The following is a 20,528-nucleotide window of genomic DNA, read 5'->3' on the forward strand; positions in this document are numbered from 1 at the left end:
GGCGACATTGATCCAGATCGTGTCGCCCGGCAAAAATTTTTGGGAGTTTGATGCAACCCTCCCGGCGTCAATGCGCGCCGGGAAACCTGATACCTGTGCCCATATGCGGCATTTCGTTTGGGAGGAACCGCCCCGTGAACAAGATTTTTGAAACGCCTATCTACGGCTACCAGAGAAGTCCTGACCAGGATGCGCCGGCCCCCGTACGCCACCAGGTGATCATTATCGGAGCAGGTCCTGTCGGCCTCGCCGCCGCGATCGACCTCGGGCAGCAAGGGGTCGAGGTTCTGGTGCTGGACGACAACGACAAGGTCAGCTTCGGCAGTCGTGCGATCTGTTTCGCCAAGCGGCCACTTGAAATACTCGACAGGCTGGGATGCGGTCAGCCGATGGTGGACAAAGGCGTTGTCTGGAACCTCGGCAAGGTCTTCTTTGACGACCGCAAGGTATTCGAGTTCGATCTGTTGCCGGAAAAAGGCCATCAGCGCCCCGCCTTCATCAACCTTCAGCAGTACTACTTCGAAGAGTACCTCGTGAATCGCGTTCGCGAATTGCAATCCGAAGGCGCTCCGATCGAGATACGCGGCCGCAACAAGGTCGAGGCGATTGGCACCCATCATGATCACGTCAAGCTGGAGGTCGAGACCCCCGAAGGGTCCTATACAGTAGAAGCCGATTGGCTGGTCGCCTGCGACGGTGCCGGCTCACCTACCCGGAGGATGATGGGGCTCGATTTCGTGGGCCGGGTTTTCGAGGACAACTTCCTGATCGCCGATGTGATCATGGAAGCCGATTTCCCGACCGAGCGATGGTTCTGGTTCGATCCCCCCTTCAACAAAGGACAGTCGGCCCTGCTGCACAAGCAACCCGACGGAGTCTGGCGGATCGACCTGCAATTGGGTTGGGACATCGACAAGGAACGCGAGAAACGCCCCGAAAACGTGATCCCGCGCCTGAAACAGATGCTGGGCGAGGACGTGGAATTCGAACTCGAATGGGTGTCCATCTATACCTTCCAGTGCCGCCGCATGGAAAAGTTCCGGCACGGTCGCGTGATCTTTGCCGGCGATGCCGCGCATCAGGTCAGCCCCTTTGGCGCGCGCGGCGCCAACTCGGGCCTGCAGGACACCGACAACCTGTGCTGGAAGCTCAAGATGGTGATCGACGGTAATGCACCGGAAAGCTTGCTCGACAGCTACGATGTCGAAAGGGTGCACGGCGCGGACGAAAATATCCTCAACTCTTCGCGCTCAACCGATTTCATCACGCCGAAATCCGAGATGAGCCGCGTATTGCGGGATGCAGTCCTCGATCTGAGCGAGCAGTATGAATTCGCACGCCCGCTGGTCAATTCCGGCAGACTTTCGGTGCCCTGCACCTATGACGGTTCACCGCTGAACTCGGCCGATGCCCTGGGCGGCCCGGATCGCACGCGGCCCGGTGCACCCTGTCCCGATGCGCCGCTCGGCGATGAATTCCTGCTACCCAAACTTGCCGGCAAGTTCACACTGCTGACCATAGATGCCGACGCGCCCGACGTGATCGAGGAAGACGGCATTCGCGTCGAACGGCTCGCACTTTCGGTGAAGGACGACCCGACACTCGAACTCAAGCGCCGGTACCTCGGTGACTGCGACAGCGGTGTCTACCTTATCCGGCCTGACCAGCATGTCGCGGCGCGGCGCCCCAGCTTTGACGAGAACCAGTTCCGGCATGCGATCCGCCGGGCCACCGGAAAGGACCTGCAGTGATGGCCGACCTGATCCTGACACCGAATATCGACACACCGGACGATTTTTATGCCGAATTGCTGGCAACGCATGAAGGGTTGGAAAAATCCGAAAGCGATGCGCTGAACGCGCGGCTTGTCCTCGTGCTGGCAAATCACATCGGTGACCGCGACGTGCTGCGCCAAGCATTGGTAGCCGCTGCATTGAAGGAGGAGGAACTCTCATGAAAATCGAAAAGATTCATCACGTCGCCTATCGCTGCAAGGACGCGAAGGAAACGGTCGAATGGTACGGCAAGATGCTGAACATGGACTTCATCTTGGCAATCGCCGAAGATCATGTACCATCCACGCATGAGCCGGATCCCTATATGCATCTGTTCCTTGATGCAGGGGACGGCAATGTTCTGGCCTTTTTCGAACTGCCGACCAAGCCGGAGATGGGGCGCGACCCGAACACCCCCCCTTGGGTGCAGCACATTGCCTTCAAGGTGAAAGACCGCGATGAACTGCTGGAATTCAAGGACCATCTCGAAGCGAACGGCGTCGACGTTCTTGGCGTAACGGATCATTCGATCTTTCATTCGATCTACTTTTTCGATCCGAACGGGCACCGCGTGGAACTGGCCTGTCCCGATCCCGAAGAAGAGAAAATGCTGTCCCGGTTGAACGAAGTCAAATGGGAGATGCTTGAGGAATGGTCGAAAACCAAGAAGGCCCCCAAGCATGCCGATTGGCTTCATGCCAAGGAATTGAGTAGCGTCTGAACGGATCGGCGCTCCGAGCCGAAAGGCTTTGGGTGCGGTGAACCCGGCCAAGGGCCGATATCCCGGTCGGAGCGATGCATCCGTTCCGACCGGGACAACAATTTGAAGGGAAGACGCGATGAGTGCTGCGACGCTTTACGACTATTGGCGGTCATCGGCCAGCTACCGGCTGAGGATTGCGTTGAACATGGCCGAAATCGGCTATGACCAGATACCCGTAGACCTGACCAAGGGCGAACATCGCAGCGCCGAGCATCTTGCGCGCAACCCCCAGGGATTGGTGCCGGTGCTCGAGATCGACGGATTGCGCCTCACGCAATCCCTGGCGATCCTCGACTATCTCGATCAGACGCGCGGCCTGAACCTGCTTCCCAAGGATCCCGCAGCACGGGCGCGGGTGCAGGCCCTCGCGCATGTTCTGGCGGTGGACATCCATCCTGTCTGCAACCTCAAAGTCGCGAAGTTCGCAACCGAATTGTCCGGTGGGCGGGATGACATGCCGGGAGCTTGGATGCGCCATTTCATCCGGCCGGGCCTCGAAGCTTTCGAGACCCTGCTGGAGGGGTTTGACCAAGCGCCGTTTGCAACGGGCGATGCCCCCGGTTTCGCCGATATCTGCCTGATGCCCCAAATGTACAACGCCCGGCGATGGGAAGTGGACCTTTCGGGATTGGAGAGGACCCTTGCGGTCGAGGCCGCCTGCGCCGATCACCCGGCATTTGCAGCTGCGCATCCCGACAACCACAAACCCGAGGGGTAGATCGCATATGGCCGATCACGGGTATCAAACCGGCCGTCTCAACCTGCCTTTCGTGGGCATCTGCACATTCGGCAAATATCCCTATGTCGAGGATTGGGACCGGATCGAGGCCGATGCAGCGATCCTCGGAGCGCCTTTCGACGCGGGAACGCAATGGCGGTCCGGGGCGCGGATGGGTCCCCGCGCCGTGCGCGAGGCTTCCACGCTGTTCTCCTTCGGTCACGCCGGGGCCTATGATTTCGAGGACGACATTACCTATCTCGATCCGGAACAGGTGCGGATTGTCGATATTGGCGACGCCGATATCATCCATACCGATACGGTTCAAAGCCACGCGAACATCGAGGCCGGCGTGCGCAAGATCCTTGCCGCAGGCGCTCTGCCTGTGGTGATCGGCGGCGATCATTCGATCAACATTCCCTGCATCAACGCGTTCGACGACCAACCCCCGGTGCATCTCGTGCAGATCGACGCGCATCTCGACTTCGTGGACGAGCGTCATGGTGTGCGTCATGGCCACGGCAATCCGATGCGGCGTGCCGCCGAGAAACCCTATGTCAGCGGTCTGACCCAGATCGGAATCCGCAACGTGTCCTCAACCGCACGCGACGGGTACGAGGATGCACGGCGCATGGGGTCCGACATCTTGTCGGTCCGCCACGTGCGACAATTGGGCATTGAGAAGTTGTTAGAACGAATTCCGGCAGGTGAGCGTTACTACCTCACCATAGATATCGACGCGTTCGACCCGTCCATTGCGCCCGGGACCGGGACACCCAGCGATGGGGGTTTTCTCTATTACGAAGTGCTGGAATTCATCGACGGGCTGGCTCAACGCGGAGAGATCGTCGGGATCGACCTTGTCGAGGTTGCTCCAGATTATGACCCGACCGGGAGCACGTCGATCCTCGCCGCGCAGCTTCTGATGAACGCCTTGGGCCGTGTTCTGCATCACCGCACCAAAAACGCCTGACCCCGGTCGGATGAGGCAGGCCCGGACCTTGCCGCGCCTGCCGGTTCATTATCCTACGACGTTATATCCACGCCCGCGCATGCAATTGCGCACGATGACCTCTTGGTTCTGGGTCTGCTGGATCGCGCTGGCCGTGGCGCCGACAAGGGCACCGGCCGCGGCCGAGCGTCCCAGATCGTCGCTGCTGTCATTGATGATCGCCGAGGCAGCGGCCCCTGTCGCAGCACCCGTCAGGGCCGAGGCCGCCGTGCGCTCGTTGATTGTGGGTTGCGAACGGGCGAGCGCCTGACATTGCGCGAGATCGGCGTTATAGTTGGGCCCGACCGGACCATCGACCACAGGCTGGTAATTTGCCCCGACATTGGAACAAGCCGCCAGAGAAATCAGAGCAGGAGCGGAAAGGGCGAAAACAATATGACGCATGGGCTTACCTCAACTTGGGAACGTTGCGTTCCGGGGTGAAACTGCCACCGCTTCGGGCCGGTCGGCACCGGACGGTTTCCTGCCGAGTATAAAGGCCCACAGGTCCGAGTCGAGGCGACGCCCCGTATGCCACGCCCCTCTCCTGCAAGACGGGCGCATAATGGCGGCAATCCGCCAATGGCGTCCGAAAGATCACAGATTGCGGGCCTGATCGCGCAGCACGAATTTCTGGATCTTGCCGGTCGAGGTCTTTGGAAGCGCCCCGAACACAATAGTCTTGGGGGCCTTGAAATGCGCCATGTTATCGCGACAGAACGAGATCAGTTCGCTTTCGCTGACCTCTTTTCCCGGCTTCAGTTCGACAAAAGCGCAAGGCGTCTCACCCCATTTCTCGTCTGGACGGGCGACAACCGCGGCCTCCATCACCGCGGGATGCTTGTAAAGGATGTCTTCCACCTCCACCGAAGAGATATTCTCGCCCCCCGAGATGATGATGTCCTTGGACCGGTCCTTGATCTGCACATAGCCGTCAGGATGCATCACCCCAAGGTCGCCGCTTGCAAACCAGCCGCCGCGAAACGACTTGGCCGTCGCGTCGGGGTTCTTGAGGTATCCTTTCATGACAATGTTGCCTTGCATGAAAATCTCGCCGATCGTCTCGCCATCCGACGGAACCGGTTCCAGCGTTTCAGGGTCGGCGACCATGAGCCCTGACAACGCGATGTACTTGACGCCCTGACGCACCTTGAGCGCCGCGCGCTCCTCGACGCTACGGGCGTCCCATTCCGATTTCCAGGCGCAGCCGACGGACGGGCCATAGGTCTCGGTCAGACCATAGACATGGGTGACCTCGATGCCCATTTCCTCCATCCCCGCGATCACCTTTGCCGGTGGCGGTGCACCTGCGGTCATCACCTTGATCTGATGGGTAAAGTCCTTCATCTCGTCCGGTGCATTCGCAAGCATGTTCAAGACGATCGGCGCACCGCAGAAATGCGTCACCTTCTCTTCGCGAAAGGCGCGATAGATCGGTTCGTCCCTTACCGCGCGCAAGCAGACCGAGGTGCCCGCATTGGCGGCCATGGTCCAGGGAAAGCACCAGCCATTGCAGTGAAACATCGGCAGGGTCCACAGGTAGACTGAGTGTTGCGGCATGCCCCAGGTCAGGATGTTCGACATCGCGTTCAGCGCCGCGCCGCGATGGTGATAGACGACCCCCTTGGGGTTGCCCGTGGTGCCGGATGTATAGTTCAGCGCAATGGCGTCCCATTCATCCGCAGGCAAATCCCAATCCTGCTCGGCGTTCCCTTCGGCCAGCAACTCGTCATAGCTCAGCGCGCCGATCCGGGTTCCCCCGTCGAAACTTTCATCCACAATGTCGACCACAAGCATGTCGTGACCCACCTCCTCAAGCGCCTCGGCCACGACATCCGAAAACTCCGGATCGACGATCAGCACCTTGGATTCGGCATGATCGAGGATGAAGGCAATGATGTGTGCATCAAGCCGCGTGTTGATCGTATTCAGGACCGCGCCCGACATAGGCACGCCGAAATGCGCCTCGTACATCTCGGGGATGTTCGCAGCTATGATCGATACGGTGTCGCCTTGGCCAATGCCACGCGCGCGCAGCGCCGAGGCCAGCTTGCGGCAGCGTGCATAGGTTTCGTCCCAAGTATAGCGCCGCGCGCCGTAGACGACCGAGGGGTAATCCGGATAGACGCGCGCGGTGCGCTCGAGAAAACTCAGCGGTGTCAGAGCGGCGAAGTTTGCCGCCGTCCTGTCGAGATCACGGTCATAGATGCTGGTCCCTGTCACCTTGCTTTCCTCCCTTGAGCGGTCTGGCCGGAGATCTGCCACAAGTATCACCGGCAAGAAAAGATCGTAAAACTACGCAGGTTCCGCAACAAAAAACCGGGGCCGCCTTGGCCCCGGTCTGTTTCCTGACAGTTGAACAGGGCGTCAGCCCTTACCCTTCCAAGGAACCAGGACCCTTTCGGCCCAGCGCATCAGTATGTCGATACCGAAACCGATGATGCCGATCAGGATGATACCCATGATCACGATGTCCGTATTCTGGAACTTCGACGCGACCATGATCATCATGCCCGCGCCCTTCTCGGCCGCGACAAGTTCGGCCGCAACCACCGTGCCCCAGCAGACACCCATCGCAACCCGCGCCCCGGTAAAGATCTCGGGCAAAGAGTTCGGCATGATCACGTGGCGCATGATCTGGGGTTTGCTCGCGCCGAGCGAATAGGCGGCGTGAACCTTGGAAATTCGGACGCCCGAGACACCCGATCGTGCTGCGATCGCCATGATCCATAGTGCGGCAAGGAACAGCAGGATGATCTTGCCCACTTCGCCGATGCCGGCCCATATGATGACCAGAGGGATCAGCGCCAGCGGCGGCACGGGGCGCATGAATTCGACGATCGGGTCGAACCAGCCGCGGAACCAGTCGCTCAGCCCCATGGCATATCCAAGGGGGATGCCGACCAAAGCGCCGAAGAAAAAGCCCACGATGACCCGCATCAGCGAATAGCCCAGATGCTCCCACAGCGTTGAGCCTCGGAACCCTTCGGACGCGATTTCAAGGAAACGCGCCCAGACAGCCTCGGGCGCGGGGAGCCAGATCGGCTCCATCTGCCATCCCTTCGCCGGTTCGAAGTTCAGCGTTCCCTTTGGCGACATGCCGACACGGCCAAACTCGGTCTGAACGCTCCCGCCGGGCGCAATGGCTTCGCCGTTTACCGCGACCACGCGGTGACCCTGGTCACGGCCCTTCTCATCGTTCTGGTCGACGCGGATCAGGCCGGAGCGCCAAGCGCCCACAGTTTCGGCGTCGTTCTTGGCCCAGCCTTCGCCCGGTTCGACATCGGGCGCATCGACCTCGGTCCCGACTTCGAAGACACGCACCGTAACCGTCGCATCGTCCTGTGTGCCGTCATCGGCCTCGGCCGTGTAGCTAAAAGTGGCATCGCCGATGAACGGGCCAGGCGCATGCAGGAACCCCGGCACCAGCTTGGAACCGGTGAACGCCCCCCACAGCAGAAATATCGTCAGAACCGAAATGACAGACGCCACACGGTTCGGTGTAACCGCGCTTTCGTCACCGAATGTCACTGTCTTGAGCGAGGTGTAATCGGTGACCGTTTTCCGCGCGACGAACTTGACGATGAAGAATGACGCGACAAAGATCGCAACATAGATAAGGAAAACGATCATGACGCTTCCTCCGTCCGGCCCATGATCTCTTCTTCCATGTCCCAGATCATGCCCAGGATTTCTTCGCGGCGTTCGTTGAACTCGGGATGCTTCTTGACCTCGCGCAGGTCCTGGCCGACGCCCAGATCGGCAAAGGGCAGCCGATATTCACGGTGGATGCGTCCCGGGCGTGGCGCCATGACAAGCAGGCGTTCGCCAAGCAAAAGCGCCTCCTCGACCGAGTGGGTGATCAGGATGATCGTCTTGCCGGTCTCTTTCCACAGCTTCAGAACCAGACTCTGCATCTTCTCGCGGGTCAGCGCGTCAAGCGCACCCAGAGGTTCGTCCATCAAGATGACGTCCGGGTCGTTGGCAAGGCAACGGGCCAGCGCCACACGCTGCTGCATACCGCCCGACAGTTCATAAACAGCCTTTTCCTTGAAATCCCGAAGGCCCACGACATCGAGAAGGTGGTCGACATTGCCGCCCCATTCCTTCTCACGCTGTCCAGCCATCCTCGGGCCAAAACTGACGTTCTCGCGCACGCTCATCCACTCGAACAGGGCGCCTTGCTGAAACACCATGCCACGTTCGGCATCCGGTCCGGTCACCGTGTGACCGTTCATCACGATCTGTCCCTCGGTGGGCGCCAGAAATCCTGCCACGATGTTGAGGAGCGTCGTCTTTCCGCAGCCGGATGGCCCCAGCACGCTCATCAATTCGCCTTCCTCAAGAAACAGCGATACATCCTTCAAGGCTTGAACAGAGGTTCCGTTCGCCAAATCGAAACGCATCGAGATCTTGTCGATCGCCAATCCCGACATCTTTACCTTTCTTGAAAATGAAGCGGGAATGGGTCCCATCCACAATTGGACGAGCGCCCATTCCCTGGCGGCGGTCAATAACCCGCCGCCGGTTGCCTTGCGCTTAGTTGGACACGCCGCCCAGCGGGCCGGTGTTCACGGCATCGGAATAGCTGTCCAGCGCAGCGTCGATGCTGCCCGCCTCGACGAACACATCCGCTACGCCCTTCATGAATTCCTGAGCGCCACCGCCAAGCCACTTTTCGTTCATCTGCTCTTCGACCGAGGGGAACACGAAAGTCGAAATCGTGGCCTTCGTGGCCTCTTCATCCATACCCGCGTCCTTGGCGATGATCGGAAGCATCTTTTCGGCATCGGCGCCGCCTGCATTCCACATGGCGTTGGCATCGGCCGTCACCTTGAGGAAGGACGCCACGAGGTCGGAGTTCTCTGCAACCCAGCTGGCCGGACCAGAGGTCACGTCGAAGACCAGGATGCCCAGCTCTTCCTTCTCGGCACCCGTCAGCAGGACGTTGCCGTGCTCTTTCATGCGGCGCAGCGAACCGCCCCAGCCACAGGCCATGTCAACCGACCCCTGAGCAATCGCGGCGGCACCGTCGGGCGGAGCCATGTCCACGATTTCCATCGACCCGATATCGACGCCGAAATGGTTCATCTGCTTGAGGAAGCCGTAATGCGCAGCGGTGCCCAGCGGAACCGCGACCTTCTTGCCAGCCAGTTCGCCCGCACTGTCCTTGTCAATTTCAAGATCGGAGCGGACGACGCAGTTGTCGTTGTCGGAATAGCTGACCGCCACGTCAAGGATCTGAAGGTCCTGACCCGCGCTGGTCGCGACCACGAAGGGGGGTACACCCTGGCTGACGGAAAGCTGAACGTCGCCGCTGGCCATAGCAGCGCTCATCGCGGTTCCGGTGTCGAAGCTGACCCAGTTCACGGTCACGCCCATTTCCTCGTCGTAGGTCCCGTTGACCTTGGCGTACTGGAACGGCATCGGCCACTCCAGGAAATAGCCGACAGTGATTTCCTCGGCGAGGGACTGGCTTGCCCCGGCGATCATCGCCAATGCCGCAGCCGCCCCCATCAGCTTGTGTTTCGAAGTCATTCGTCGTCTCCCTGTTCATCCGCCGTATGGGCGGCCTAAAGTCTTGGCGGTTTTCCGCCTTCCAGTGATCCGGCAGTCGACCCGCGGGCCCACGATCCGTTGCGATCGGCGACCTGTCCTGCCCCCTGATCAACGGCCAATCTAGGCAGATTCCGGTGCTACGGAAAGACGAAATTGAAGTGTGCAAGCCCCCTGCGACAAGGAATTCCGCTTGTCTGCCAAAGATTAGTCCGTGCTTGACCGGCCACTGGACATAGAATTGCGGATGCTCTGGCCCTATCATCACGGACGAGGTTCGGCCCCTCTGGATTTTGATATCCTGTAAGTGCAAGCTGTGCTCGGACGGGACGGTCCGTTATTTTTTCTAGAAAGGAACATGTCATGGACGGCACGTTCAACGAGAATGACATCAGCCGCGTGGTCGAAGCTGATCGCGCCCATATCTGGCATCACCTGTTCCAGCACAAGCCGCTGGAAACAAACGATCCCCGCATCATTGTCGAGGGCAAGGGCATGCGTGTCTGGGACCAGAAGGGCAAGGAGCATCTCGACGCCGTCTCCGGAGGAGTGTGGACGGTCAACGTCGGCTATGGCCGCGAGTCGATCTGCAAGGCGGTTTACAACCAGCTGATGAAGATGAACTATTTCGCGCAGTCGGCAGGTTCCATCCCGGGTTCGATCTTTGCCGAAATGCTGATCGACAAGATGCCGGGGATGAGCCGGGTCTACTACACCAACTCGGGTTCCGAGGCGAACGAGAAAGCGTTCAAGATGGTGCGCCAGATCGCGCACAAGCGCTATGGCGGCAAGAAGTACAAGATCCTCTACCGCGACCGCGACTATCACGGCGGCACGCTGGCGGCGATGTCCGCAGGCGGACAGGATGAACGGAACGTGCAATATGGCCCGTTCGCGCCGGGCTTCGTCCGCGTGCCGCATTGCATGGAATACCGCAAGCACGAACTGGGGCTCGAGAATCTGTCGGGTGAGGATTTCGGCATCGCGGCTGCCAACCTGATCGAAGAGGTCATCCTTCGCGAAGACCCCGACACGGTGGGCGCGCTTTGCCTTGAGCCTGTGACCGCCGGCGGTGGCGTGATCGAGGCGCCCGAGGGATACTGGCCGCGTGTGCAAGAGATCTGCCGCAAATACGATATCCTGCTGCACATCGATGAGGTCGTCTGTGGCGTCGGCCGCACCGGCACCGAGTGGTTCGGCTACCAGCACTACGGGGTCGAACCCGATTTCGTGACGATGGCCAAGGGCGTCGCCTCGGGCTATGCAGCCATCGCCTGCATGGTCACGACCGAGCGCGTTTTCGACATGTTCAAGGACGATGCCAGCGATCCGCTGAACTATTTCCGCGACATCTCGACCTTCGGAGGCTGCACGGCAGGCCCCGCTGCCGCGATCGAGAACATGCGGATCATCGAGGACGAGAACCTGCTGCAAAACTGCACCGACATGGGCGCGCGGCTGGATGCGAACCTGCGCGAACTCATGGGCAAGCACAAGGTAATCGGCGACGTGCGTGGAAAAGGCCTGTTCCAGGGGGCCGAGCTTGTCGCGGATCGCGACACCAAGGAGCCGGTTGACGAAAAACTGGGTCAGGCCGTGGTCGCCGACTGCATGGCGCAGGGCGTCATCATCGGCGTCACCAACCGGTCGGTCCCGGGAAAGAACAATACGCTGTGCTTCTCGCCCGCACTGATCGCGACCGCCGACGACATCGACCGCATCACCGAAGCGGTGGACGGCGCGTTGGGCCGCGTGTTCGGCTGACAAGCAAGGTCATGAACCAAACAAGGGACCGGCGCGGTAGGCATCGGTCCCCTTTTTTATGTCGAGGCCTCCGTCCGCCCGCGCAGACCAGTTCTGCCAGCCCCTAAAGCGTCAGAATCGTGCAGCCGGTCGTCTTGCGCGCCTCCAGCGTGCGATGTGCTTCGGCCACTTGTTCCAGAGGAAACCGCTGATCTATCCGGATCTCGACGGCACCGGTTTTGACCTTGTCGAACAACGTCATTGCCATCGACTGGCAGGTGTCGTGATCGGCAATGTGGGTAAACAGCGTCGGCCGCGTGACCTTCAACGATCCCTTCTGAGCCAGCAATCCAAGGTTGACCGGCGGCACCGGCCCCGACGCATTGCCAAAGGAAATCATCATCCCAAGAGGTTTGAGGCAGTCGAGCGATCCCTCGAACGTGTCCTTGCCGACCGAGTCCATCACGACATCCACGCCCCGGCCATCGGTCAATTCCCGAACCCGCGCTGCAAAATCTTCGGTCCGGTAGTTGATGCAATGCGTGGCACCGTGATCGAGCGCCAGCTGACACTTTTCGTCCGTCCCCGCCGTCCCGATCAATGTGATGCCTTCGGATCGCGCCCATTGACAGGCGATCAATCCGACACCGCCGGCAGCGGCATGGAACAGGACCGTATCGCCTTTGGAAATGGGGGTCGTTCGGTGAAACAGGTATTCGACCGTCAAACCCTTGAGCATCATCGCCGCGCCGGTGTCGAACCCGATCCCTTCGGGCAGCGGACAGACCTGCGCCGCGGGCATCACGCGCGCCTCGGCGTAAGCGCCGGGTGGCGTTGCGGCATAGGCGGCCCGATCTCCCGGTTTCAGATGATCGACGCCGGGCCCTACGGCTTCGACGACACCGGCGGCCTCCATTCCCAAGGCATGCGGCAGGTCCATCGGGTAAAGCCCGCTGCGCTGATAGGTGTCGATGAAATTCAGACCGCAGGCTTTTTGCCGGATACGAATTTCCCCCGCCCCCGGTTCGCCAAGCGTCCGATCCTCCAGTCTCAGGATCTCGGGGCCTCCGGTTTCGTGAAAGACGACGGTGCGCGCTTTATCGGTCATGTCTACCCTCCCGCAGATTTTGCCGGAGGGTAGCAGCAATGCCCGTCCGGGCAATCGCGAATTCTCAGCCGCCGATCTTGAGGACGATCTTGCCGATATGGCCCGAGCTTTCCATGCGGGCGTGGGCCTTGGCCGCATCATCGAGGTCGAACTCGCTGTCCATGACCGGGGCAATGCGCCCGGCATCGAGCAGCGGCCAAACCGCTTCGCGCAGGTCCTGCGCAATGCGCGCCTTGGCCAGCACGCTTTGCGGACGCAGGGTGCTTCCGGTGATGGTAAGACGCTTCACCATCATCATGGCAAAGTTGACCTCGACAACCGGCCCCTGAAGGAATGCGATCTGCACGAGGCGACCATCCTCGGCCAAGGCCTTGATGTTGCGGGGAATGTAATCGCCACCGACCATGTCAAGGATCAGGTCGGCGCCGCCTTCCTGTTTCAGAACGTCGGAGAAATCCTCATCCTTGTAGTTGATGGCCCTCTCGGCACCGAGCTTGCGGCAGGCCGCGCACTTTTCTTCGGACCCGGCGGTCGCGAAGACGCGCGCACCAAAGGCATTGGCCAGCTGGATGGCCGTCGTCCCGATACCGCTGGACCCGCCGTGAACAAGGAAACGTTCGCCAGCCTTGAGGCCACCACGCGTAAAGACGTTGGACCAGACGGTAAAGAAGGTTTCGGGCAGGCAGGCCGCGTCCTTCAGGCTCATGCCCTTGGGCACAGGAAGGCAATGCGCGGCAGCTGTCGCGACATATTCGGCATATCCACCACCGGGCAGCAAAGCGCAGACCTTGTCGCCCACGGCCACCCCCTCGGCTCCGGCGCCGACCGCTACGACCTCGCCCGCCCCTTCGAGACCCGGCAGGTCACTTGCATCGGGCGGAGGCGCATAGGAACCCGCCCGTTGCAGCGCATCAGGTCGGTTTACCCCGGCATAAGCGAGCTTAATCACCACCTGGCCATGGTCCGGTTGCGGCACGGGCCGCTCGGTCGGCTTCAGTACTTCCGGTCCGCCAGGTTCGGTGATCTCGACCGCGCGCATCATCTCTGTCATTTGAGCATCCTTTTCCGTTTCCTATTGCCTAGCACTGCGCGGGGCGGGTGGAAACGGGTCAGGACCGAGGGGTCAGCTGGCCGGGGAATTGGCGTTCGGTCAGCCGCACGGGGGCCTTGATCTGGCTGGCCAGCCAGTTCGGTCCCGCGAGCAAGGGCTTGAGCAACGGGTTCCCGTTGACCTGCGCCTTGAATTTCTCGAACAGCATGACGTCGGCGATCCGGCGGTCGAGGAACTCCCACGTCGCCTGATGATCGAGCGAATCGTCGCCCAGCCAGTAAAGCACGGTCGAGGAATAGACCCCCGAGAGTGTAGCGCGCTTGGTGTACCAGTTGACATCGTCGGACCTGTCTCCGATCGCTGTCCAAATCAGGTCGCAAGTGCCCCAGACCGCCTTGGCCCCGTCCCCGGCATAAGCTGGCAATGCAAACAGGGTCACGCCGCGGCGGACGGCTTCGCGATCTTCGATGACCTCAAGCCTCGTTCTGACCGCAAAGGCGATCTTGTCGCGGATTTTCATCGCGTCGAGGTCGGTGGCCTGCAAACGCTCCAACATGGCGCGGTCGCCACGCGCGTGGAAGGCAAGCGCCAGATCCACAGCGCCGCGTGGGCAGATTGCCCGTGCCACCGACTCCTCTACGCCACTATCGTCAATGGCGGCCCGGAAACTTGCCTCGGACCAGCCGTCGAAAGGCACATGCGCCAGCGCCGCGTCGAGGAGTTTGTCGATGATCTCTTCTGTCGTGTCGGTCATGTCATACCCTTTCGCCATTGGGTGTCTTCCTGTTGATATGGCGCAAGGCAGACCCTGCGACCACCCCCGTGCAGGCTGGACAAACGCGAAAAGCACTGTTATACGCCCAACTCCTGCAAATTTCCTTGCAACCCGAAACTTAGAAAGGTGGTGACAACCACATGCAGGTTAGTGTTCGCGACAACAATGTCGATCAGGCGCTTCGTGCCCTGAAAAAGAAGCTGCAGCGCGAAGGCGTGTTCCGTGAAATGAAGCTCAAGCAGCATTTCGAGAAACCGTCCGAGAAGAAAGCGCGCGAGAAGGCCGAGGCGATTCGCCGGGCCCGCAAGCTGGCACGCAAGAAAGCCCAGCGCGAAGGCATGCTCTAAGCTACCTTCCGTTTGGAACACTTGAAGATGTGACGACCCCCGCGGCCCCGCCCCGGGGGTTTGTCTTTTTTGAGCTCCCGACCGATGACAAGATGGGTACCGCCCGGTTTGACCGTTTTGTACACGGTTCCGGGCGCGGTATGGCCGTTTTGTACTTATCGATCCCTTAACGGTACCCCCTAAATCAATCGCACAGGCATCCGCAGCGGACCACGAAAGGCCCAGCCGCCGAACTCGGTCTCGCCGTCCAGCGCCAGTCCCGGGAAGCGGTCGAACAGCAATGGCAGGGCGACATCGGCAATCAGCGCGCGGCTGGCCCAGGCGCCGGCGCAGAAATGCGGACCCGCGCCAAAGGTGATCGCACCAGAATTGTCCTGGTCGAGGTCATAGGCATCGGGATTGGTGAACACCGTTTCATCACGATTGCCGGAGCCGAACATCAGGAAAACGCGGTCCTCGGGCTCAAAGACGATGCCGTCCCTCTCGTAACGCGTCGCGACGCGGCGCGGCGACATGCCGATAGGGGAAATCCAACGCCCGTATTCCTCGAAGGCTGCCAACCACGAGACCTCCCCTGCCCGCACCCGCGCCAGGGCGTGCGGATGAGATAACAAGGCCCAGACAGTACCGGCAATGGCGTCCCGCGGCTCGTTCTGCCCCCCGGAAATGGCCAGTTTCACATTCGCGCGCAACTGCGCCTCCGACAGGCCCGCACGATCCTGGACCGAGATCAGCGAATGATCCGGCGTAGCACGCAATGCGGGAAGCCGCTCGGTGATGTAGCGGTCGATGGCGGCAGTACAGTCATGGCAAGTGGCCTCGACCTGCGGATCCCCGGCATAGTTGGCGCAGCCATCGATCATGCCCTGGCTGACCCTGTCCATCTCGGCTGCGGTGATCTGCGTCAATCCGGTGATCGCCTTGAGCGCCTCACCCGAAACGGGCATCGCGTAATCGCGCACCAGGTCACAGTTTGCACCCGCTGCAAGATCATCAAGGATGCGCGTGGTGGCGAGACGGAACTGTTCGGTCCAGACCTCTTTGACCGTGCGAGGCGAGACTGTGGGGAAAATCGCGCGCCGTTCCGCTGCATGGTCCACCCCGTCCTTGCGCATCAGGTTCTGCCCCATCAACACCGTCATCAAACCCTGGGGCTGATCCGAGGAGAAAACCTCCACGCGCTTTTCCTCTGCAAAGATGTCGTCACGGCGGGTGATCAGGGTCGCGCCCAATTGCGGTACGTAAGCGATAGGAGCCTTTGCGCGCATGCGCTTGAGAGTGGGATAGGGATCGCGCCAGAAGGCCTGCGGTTCGATCTCGAATACCGGTGCGTTGGACATGGCCCCTCCTCACTGTTGTCATGTCAACTCATATCACGGTGCGCGACACGTGTTGTCATGTCAACACATTTTCGCTAGGCTCTGACCATGACGGATCCCGAGCCACTCCCTGACGACCTGTTTCTCGTCCATCCGGACAAGGAAGACGACGGCCCGGCGGCCGCCACGCTCAGTTTTTCGCGTTCACCGACGGTGCTGATCACCTTTGCCGGCAACCGCTTCACGCGTGCGGCGGCGCGACACTACCAGGAAGAATTCGGGATCGGCGCGATGGACTGGCGCATCCTCGTGATGCTGACGCGCGAGCCAGGAAGCTCTGTCTCCCATGCCGCGCGGATCATCGGCATCGACAAGGCCGCGGTCAGCCGGTCGCTGCGCCGTCTCGAAACAAAGGGATATGTCAGCTCCGTAGCCCAGCCGGGAGACGACCGGCGCAAGGACTGGGCGCTAACGGATCTGGGGCGGGACCTGCACGGGCGGATCCTCGACAGCGCGCTGAGACGGCAACGCGACCTGCTCGACGGATTTACCCCGCAGGACGTCGAAGCTTTCACGGACTACCTGCGCCGGTTTCTTGGAAACATCGACCGTCTGAGCCAAGCCGAAAACTAGCTATGGGGGCGCTGCCCCCGCCGCCCGTTCCGGGCGTCTCCCCCGGGATATTTTGGGCAAGAGGAAGGAGGCTGGGTGCGCGTTTGTCTTTCCTCTTGCTAGAAGTATCCCGGAGCGCGAGGCAGAGCCTCGCAAAACTTCGGCGCCCGGCTCAGTAGATCTTGGGGACGTAGAGCTCGTCCGGCAGAACCTGTCTTTCGTAGTCCGGATTGTACTTGCGATCCGGCAGGGTGACCTTTTCGCTCGGCACGTCCTCGTAAGGGATCTTGGTCAGAAGATGCTCGATGCAGTTGAGCCGCTCGCGTTTCTTGTCGTTCCCCTCCACGATGTACCAGGGCGCCTCCGGGATGTTCGTACGGGCGAACATGTCCTCCTTGGCCTTCGTGTACTGCTCCCACCGGATGCGGGATTCGAGATCCATTGGCGAGAGCTTCCACTGTTTCATCGGATCGTGAATACGCATGAGGAAGCGGAGCTGCTGTTCTTCGTCAGTGATCGAGAACCAGTATTTCAGCAGGATGATGCCGGATCGCACGAGCATGCGTTCGAATTCGGGAACGTCCTGGAAAAACTGTTCGACCTGATCCTCGGTCGCGAAACCCATCACCCGCTCAACCCCGGCGCGGTTGTACCAGGACCGGTCGAAAAGCACGATTTCGCCCGCCGCCGGCAGGTGTGGGACGTAGCGCTGGAAGTACCATTGGCTCTGCTCGCGGCGCGAGGGCGCGGGCAGCGCCACCACGCGGGCGACGCGCGGGTTCAGGCGCTGGGTGATACGTTTGATCACCCCGCCCTTGCCAGCGGAGTCGCGGCCCTCGAACAGGATGCAGACCTTTGCGCCGGTGTGCTGAACCCAGTCCTGCACCTTGATCAGTTCCGCCTGCAAGCGCAGCAGGTTTCGGAAATAGACCTTGCGGTCGAGCATGTCGGGGTGCTGCTTGTTGTAGATCTTGCGGATCTCCATCGACAGCATCGGTTCGCTGAACTCGATCTCGAAATCCTCGTCGAGCGTGTCTTCGAGCTCGGCTTCGAGCCAGTCCTTGGGTTCGTTGTCGGATCGCTCGGTCAAGGTCGTCTCCTCATGTCTCGGCGGGTTGGGTCCCGCTATCGTCTGATTGTAACGTGATCGTGTCGGGTTGCGGAATGCGCCAGATCAATCCGCGCCATCATACAGGAAGCGCCGTGGTATTGAACACGGTGCGCAGCGCAAACGAGCTTTGCATTTGCGCGACGCCGGGTAGTCGCGACAGGTATTGTCGATGGATGCGGGCGAAATCGTCGGTGTTTTCCGCCACGATCTTGAGGATGTAATCCGCAGTACCCGCCATCAAGTGGCATTCGAGCACGTCCGGGATACGCGCGACCGCCTTTTCGAAGGCTTCGAGCAGGTCGTCGGCCTGGCCTTGCAGCGTGATTTCGACGAAGACCGTGGTGGGCACGCCCAGCTTGCGCGCGTCGAGCAGGGCCACGTAATCACGGATGTACCCTTCGGATTCGAGCCGCTGGACGCGCCGGTGACAGGCCGACGGCGAGAGATTCGCGGTCTCGGAGAGTTCGGCGTTGGACATCCGCCCTTTGCGCTGAAGCGCGGTGAGAATCTTGCGGTCGGTCGCGTCGAGGGCCAATAGCGCGTTTCCTTTGCGTAGAGTGCCAGTAACACGCAACAATATCGCGCATACGCCGAGTTTGGCGAGCGGAATTTCAGAGAAATTCCGGACCGTTTCAGGCATGATTCTGGCCAAGGCACGACGGGAGGAAACGTCATGAAGATCGGCTGTCCGAAAGAGATCAAGTCGCAGGAGTTCCGCGTGGGCATGACCCCCAACGCGGCGCGCGAGGCGGTGGCGCATGGCCACGAGGTTCTGATCGAAACGCAGGCTGGCGCGGGCTCGGGCTTTGACGACGCGGCCTATGTCGATGCGGGCGCCGAAATCGTGCAGACCGCCGAGGAGGTGTTCGCCCGCGCCGACATGATCGTGAAGGTGAAGGAGCCGCAGGCGGGAGAGCGCAAGATGCTGCGCGAAGGCCAGGTCCTGTTCACATATCTGCACCTCGCCCCGGACCCCGAGCAGACGCATGACCTGTTGGCCTCGGGCGCGACCTGCATCGCCTATGAAACGGTGACCGACGACCGGGGCGGGCTGCCCCTGCTGGCGCCGATGTCCGAGGTCGCCGGGCGGCTGGCGCCGCAGGTCGGCGCGTGGACGTTGCAAAAGGCCAATGGCGGTCGCGGCGTTTTGATGGGCGGTGTCCCGGGCGTTGGCCCGGCGCGGGTCATCGTGATCGGTGGCGGCGTTGTCGGCACCCATGCGGCGCGGATCGCCGCGGGTATGGGTGCGGATGTGACAGTGCTGGACCGATCGCTGCCGCGCCTGCGTTACCTGGACGACGTGTTCGGCGGTCAGTTCAAGAACCAGTATTCGACGGCCGGGGCGACGGCCGAGCTGGTAGCTCAGGCGGATATGGTGATCGGCGCGGTGCTGATCCCCGGCGCCGCCGCACCCAAGCTGGTGAGCCGGGCGCAGCTGTCCGAAATGAAGCCGGGGGCGGCGCTGGTGGACGTGGCCATCGACCAGGGCGGGTGTTTCGAGACCTCGAAGCCAACCACCCATGCCGACCCGATATACGAGGTGGACGGGATCATGCATTACTGCGTCGCCAACATGCCGGGCGCAGTGGCGCGCACCTCGACCATCGCGCTGGGCAATGCCACCCTGCCCTTTTTGCTGAACCTGGCCGACAAGGGCTGGAAACAGGCCTGTGCCGAGGATCCGCACCTGCTGAACGGGTTGAACGTGCACGCGGGGCAGCTGACCTATTACGCGGTGGGCCGGGCGCTGGGGATTGACGTGGTTTCACCCTCGCTCGTCATCAAGTAGGGCGCGCACCGGGAAATCGGGGCAGATCGTCCGAGATCTGCCACCATGGTGCCATTGAGGCAGTGAAGATGTGCCAGCCAGGTCCGGGCGCGGGGCTGTCGAGGCTGCCAAGCGGCACGATCGCGGTGCCGAAGCTCACGTCCCGCCGGGGCAGCCCTGAGCCGCAGGTCCGGCAGAACGCCTGGCCGAAACGCCGAGCCCCCGGTAGGCGGAATGTGGTCACGTTGTTTTCTCCATGCGTGAAGCGCAGCGCGTCGATCGCAACAACGCCATTGGTCGTATGGGCGGCGGCACGGGCGCGACGGCAGCGCGAGCAATGGCAGTTGTAGAACTCGGGCAGCTGGGACAGTTCATAGGCCACAGCGCCGCAGAGGCAGGAACCGCGCAACGGACCGCCGGGTGCGGCATCGGCCCGGTCCGGGCCGGGCTGTTCAGGCAGGTCGGTCCCCGGAGGATGGCCCGCGATGGTTTCGGCGAAGGCGGAGATCGTCACCCAGGGCAATTTGTCGGCGGTGAAGATATGCCGCCCGCCGCGCAGGCCGGGATCGCCTTGCAGGGTACCCACGGGCAGCGAGATCTCGTTCGGGTCGGGCGTGGTACCCGGCAGGCAGGACCCGCAATGGCCGCAGAAGGGGCGGATGAAGCCCGCCGAAGAGGCATAGGCGACGATCGCATCCTCGCCGCAGATCCAGTCGAAGGCATCGGCGGAACAGGCGGTGAAACTGACGACAGGCGTGGCATGAGCCTTGCGGCACATCGCGCAGTGGCAATGACTGAGTGGTGCAAGCGGCCCGACAACGCGCCAGCGCACCGTACCACAGAGGCATTCTCCGGTGATCATCGCGCGCGCCTCCTCTGTCACCAGAGGCG

Annotated in this window: 21 protein-coding genes; 9 read left to right on the plus strand and 12 right to left on the minus strand. The window is 61.3% G+C overall.

What is annotated here, in order from left to right; translation table 11 throughout:
- Positions 1-134 precede the first annotated feature (134 nt).
- The 5 genes from ACFORG_RS08000 to speB all read left to right on the plus strand — a co-directional run bounded on the left by ACFORG_RS08000 (position 135) and on the right by speB (position 4,229).
- Entirely contained in the window at positions 135-1,751 is a 1,617-nt protein-coding gene (locus ACFORG_RS08000; protein WP_386734892.1) for an FAD-dependent oxidoreductase, read from the plus strand.
- Positions 1,751-1,957 (plus strand): DUF2783 domain-containing protein, encoded by a 207-nt coding sequence (locus tag ACFORG_RS08005; protein WP_386734893.1) that lies wholly within the window; start codon positions 1,751-1,753, stop codon positions 1,955-1,957. Before ACFORG_RS08000 ends, ACFORG_RS08005 begins: the two co-directional genes overlap by 1 nt.
- Positions 1,954-2,496: a VOC family protein gene (locus tag ACFORG_RS08010; RefSeq protein WP_386734894.1), complete on the plus strand. Its 543-nt coding sequence runs from the start codon at positions 1,954-1,956 to the stop codon at positions 2,494-2,496. The genes ACFORG_RS08005 and ACFORG_RS08010 overlap by 4 nt, the downstream gene beginning before the upstream one ends.
- Before the next feature lie 118 nt (positions 2,497-2,614).
- Entirely contained in the window at positions 2,615-3,256 is a 642-nt protein-coding gene (maiA, locus tag ACFORG_RS08015; RefSeq protein WP_386734895.1) for a maleylacetoacetate isomerase, read from the plus strand.
- 7 nt (positions 3,257-3,263) lie between these two features.
- Positions 3,264-4,229 carry an agmatinase gene (speB, locus tag ACFORG_RS08020; protein WP_386734896.1) on the plus strand — a complete coding sequence of 322 codons (966 nt, stop codon included), beginning with the start codon at positions 3,264-3,266 and terminating at the stop codon, positions 4,227-4,229.
- Between the two features lie 48 nt (positions 4,230-4,277).
- On the opposite strand, the gene ACFORG_RS08025 is transcribed toward speB, so the two are convergent.
- The 5 genes from ACFORG_RS08025 to ACFORG_RS08045 form a co-directional block, all read right to left on the minus strand.
- Positions 4,278-4,652 carry a glycine zipper family protein gene (locus ACFORG_RS08025; RefSeq protein WP_386734897.1) on the minus strand — a complete coding sequence of 125 codons (375 nt, stop codon included), beginning with the start codon at positions 4,650-4,652 and terminating at the stop codon, positions 4,278-4,280.
- A gap of 192 nt (positions 4,653-4,844) precedes the next feature.
- The gene (locus tag ACFORG_RS08030) at positions 4,845-6,470 is read right to left on the minus strand and encodes an acyl-CoA synthetase (protein ID WP_386734898.1); all 1,626 of its coding nucleotides are present in this window, start codon (positions 6,468-6,470) and stop codon (positions 4,845-4,847) included.
- A 144-nt stretch (positions 6,471-6,614) separates the two neighbouring features.
- The gene (locus ACFORG_RS08035) at positions 6,615-7,880 is read right to left on the minus strand and encodes an ABC transporter permease (RefSeq protein WP_386734899.1); all 1,266 of its coding nucleotides are present in this window, start codon (positions 7,878-7,880) and stop codon (positions 6,615-6,617) included.
- Positions 7,877-8,683 carry an ATP-binding cassette domain-containing protein gene (locus ACFORG_RS08040; protein ID WP_386734900.1) on the minus strand — a complete coding sequence of 269 codons (807 nt, stop codon included), beginning with the start codon at positions 8,681-8,683 and terminating at the stop codon, positions 7,877-7,879. Before ACFORG_RS08040 ends, ACFORG_RS08035 begins: the two co-directional genes overlap by 4 nt.
- 103 nt (positions 8,684-8,786) lie before the next feature.
- Positions 8,787-9,785 (minus strand): taurine ABC transporter substrate-binding protein, encoded by a 999-nt coding sequence (locus tag ACFORG_RS08045; RefSeq protein ID WP_386734901.1) that lies wholly within the window; start codon positions 9,783-9,785, stop codon positions 8,787-8,789.
- A gap of 381 nt (positions 9,786-10,166) precedes the next feature.
- On the opposite strand from ACFORG_RS08045, the gene ACFORG_RS08050 reads away from it, so the two are divergent.
- On the plus strand, positions 10,167-11,567 hold the full coding sequence (locus ACFORG_RS08050) for an aminotransferase family protein (RefSeq protein WP_386734902.1): 1,401 nt from the start codon (positions 10,167-10,169) through the stop codon (positions 11,565-11,567).
- A gap of 103 nt (positions 11,568-11,670) precedes the next feature.
- On the opposite strand, the gene ACFORG_RS08055 is transcribed toward ACFORG_RS08050, so the two are convergent.
- From ACFORG_RS08055 to ACFORG_RS08065, 3 genes are all read right to left on the minus strand, one after another.
- The gene (locus ACFORG_RS08055; protein ID WP_386734903.1) at positions 11,671-12,654 is read right to left on the minus strand and encodes a quinone oxidoreductase family protein; all 984 of its coding nucleotides are present in this window, start codon (positions 12,652-12,654) and stop codon (positions 11,671-11,673) included.
- Between the two features lie 64 nt (positions 12,655-12,718).
- Positions 12,719-13,705, minus strand: a complete 987-nt coding sequence (locus ACFORG_RS08060) for an NAD(P)H-quinone oxidoreductase (protein WP_386734904.1) — start codon at positions 13,703-13,705, stop codon at positions 12,719-12,721.
- Between the two features lie 58 nt (positions 13,706-13,763).
- Positions 13,764-14,459, minus strand: a complete 696-nt coding sequence (locus ACFORG_RS08065) for a COQ9 family protein (protein ID WP_386734905.1) — start codon at positions 14,457-14,459, stop codon at positions 13,764-13,766.
- A 161-nt stretch (positions 14,460-14,620) separates the two neighbouring features.
- On the opposite strand from ACFORG_RS08065, the gene rpsU reads away from it, so the two are divergent.
- Entirely contained in the window at positions 14,621-14,827 is a 207-nt protein-coding gene (gene rpsU / locus ACFORG_RS08070) for a 30S ribosomal protein S21 (RefSeq protein ID WP_008207378.1), read from the plus strand.
- A 179-nt stretch (positions 14,828-15,006) separates the two neighbouring features.
- Here the strand turns inward: rpsU and ACFORG_RS08075 are convergent, their stop codons facing one another.
- A complete protein-coding gene (locus ACFORG_RS08075; RefSeq protein WP_386734906.1) occupies positions 15,007-16,167 on the minus strand; it encodes a cytochrome P450 in 1,161 nt (386 codons plus the stop codon).
- Between the two features lie 87 nt (positions 16,168-16,254).
- On the opposite strand from ACFORG_RS08075, the gene ACFORG_RS08080 reads away from it, so the two are divergent.
- Positions 16,255-16,779 (plus strand): MarR family winged helix-turn-helix transcriptional regulator, encoded by a 525-nt coding sequence (locus tag ACFORG_RS08080; protein WP_386734907.1) that lies wholly within the window; start codon positions 16,255-16,257, stop codon positions 16,777-16,779.
- A gap of 151 nt (positions 16,780-16,930) precedes the next feature.
- Here ACFORG_RS08080 and ppk2 read toward each other — a convergent pair whose 3' ends face one another.
- A complete protein-coding gene (gene ppk2, locus ACFORG_RS08085) occupies positions 16,931-17,848 on the minus strand; it encodes a polyphosphate kinase 2 (protein WP_386734908.1) in 918 nt (305 codons plus the stop codon).
- A gap of 97 nt (positions 17,849-17,945) precedes the next feature.
- The gene (locus ACFORG_RS08090; protein ID WP_386734909.1) at positions 17,946-18,404 is read right to left on the minus strand and encodes an Lrp/AsnC family transcriptional regulator; all 459 of its coding nucleotides are present in this window, start codon (positions 18,402-18,404) and stop codon (positions 17,946-17,948) included.
- Positions 18,405-18,542: 138 nt separating this feature from the next.
- Between ACFORG_RS08090 and ald the strand changes: the two genes are divergently transcribed.
- Positions 18,543-19,658 (plus strand): alanine dehydrogenase, encoded by a 1,116-nt coding sequence (gene ald / locus ACFORG_RS08095; RefSeq protein ID WP_386734910.1) that lies wholly within the window; start codon positions 18,543-18,545, stop codon positions 19,656-19,658.
- On the opposite strand, the gene ACFORG_RS08100 is transcribed toward ald, so the two are convergent.
- Positions 19,651-20,499 (minus strand): GFA family protein, encoded by an 849-nt coding sequence (locus ACFORG_RS08100; RefSeq protein ID WP_386734911.1) that lies wholly within the window; start codon positions 20,497-20,499, stop codon positions 19,651-19,653. The genes ald and ACFORG_RS08100 overlap by 8 nt on opposite strands.
- Positions 20,500-20,528 lie beyond the last annotated feature (29 nt).

The sequence above is a fragment of the Lutimaribacter marinistellae genome (assembly GCF_042648365.1).
Classification (GTDB): domain Bacteria; phylum Pseudomonadota; class Alphaproteobacteria; order Rhodobacterales; family Rhodobacteraceae; genus Lutimaribacter_A; species Lutimaribacter_A marinistellae.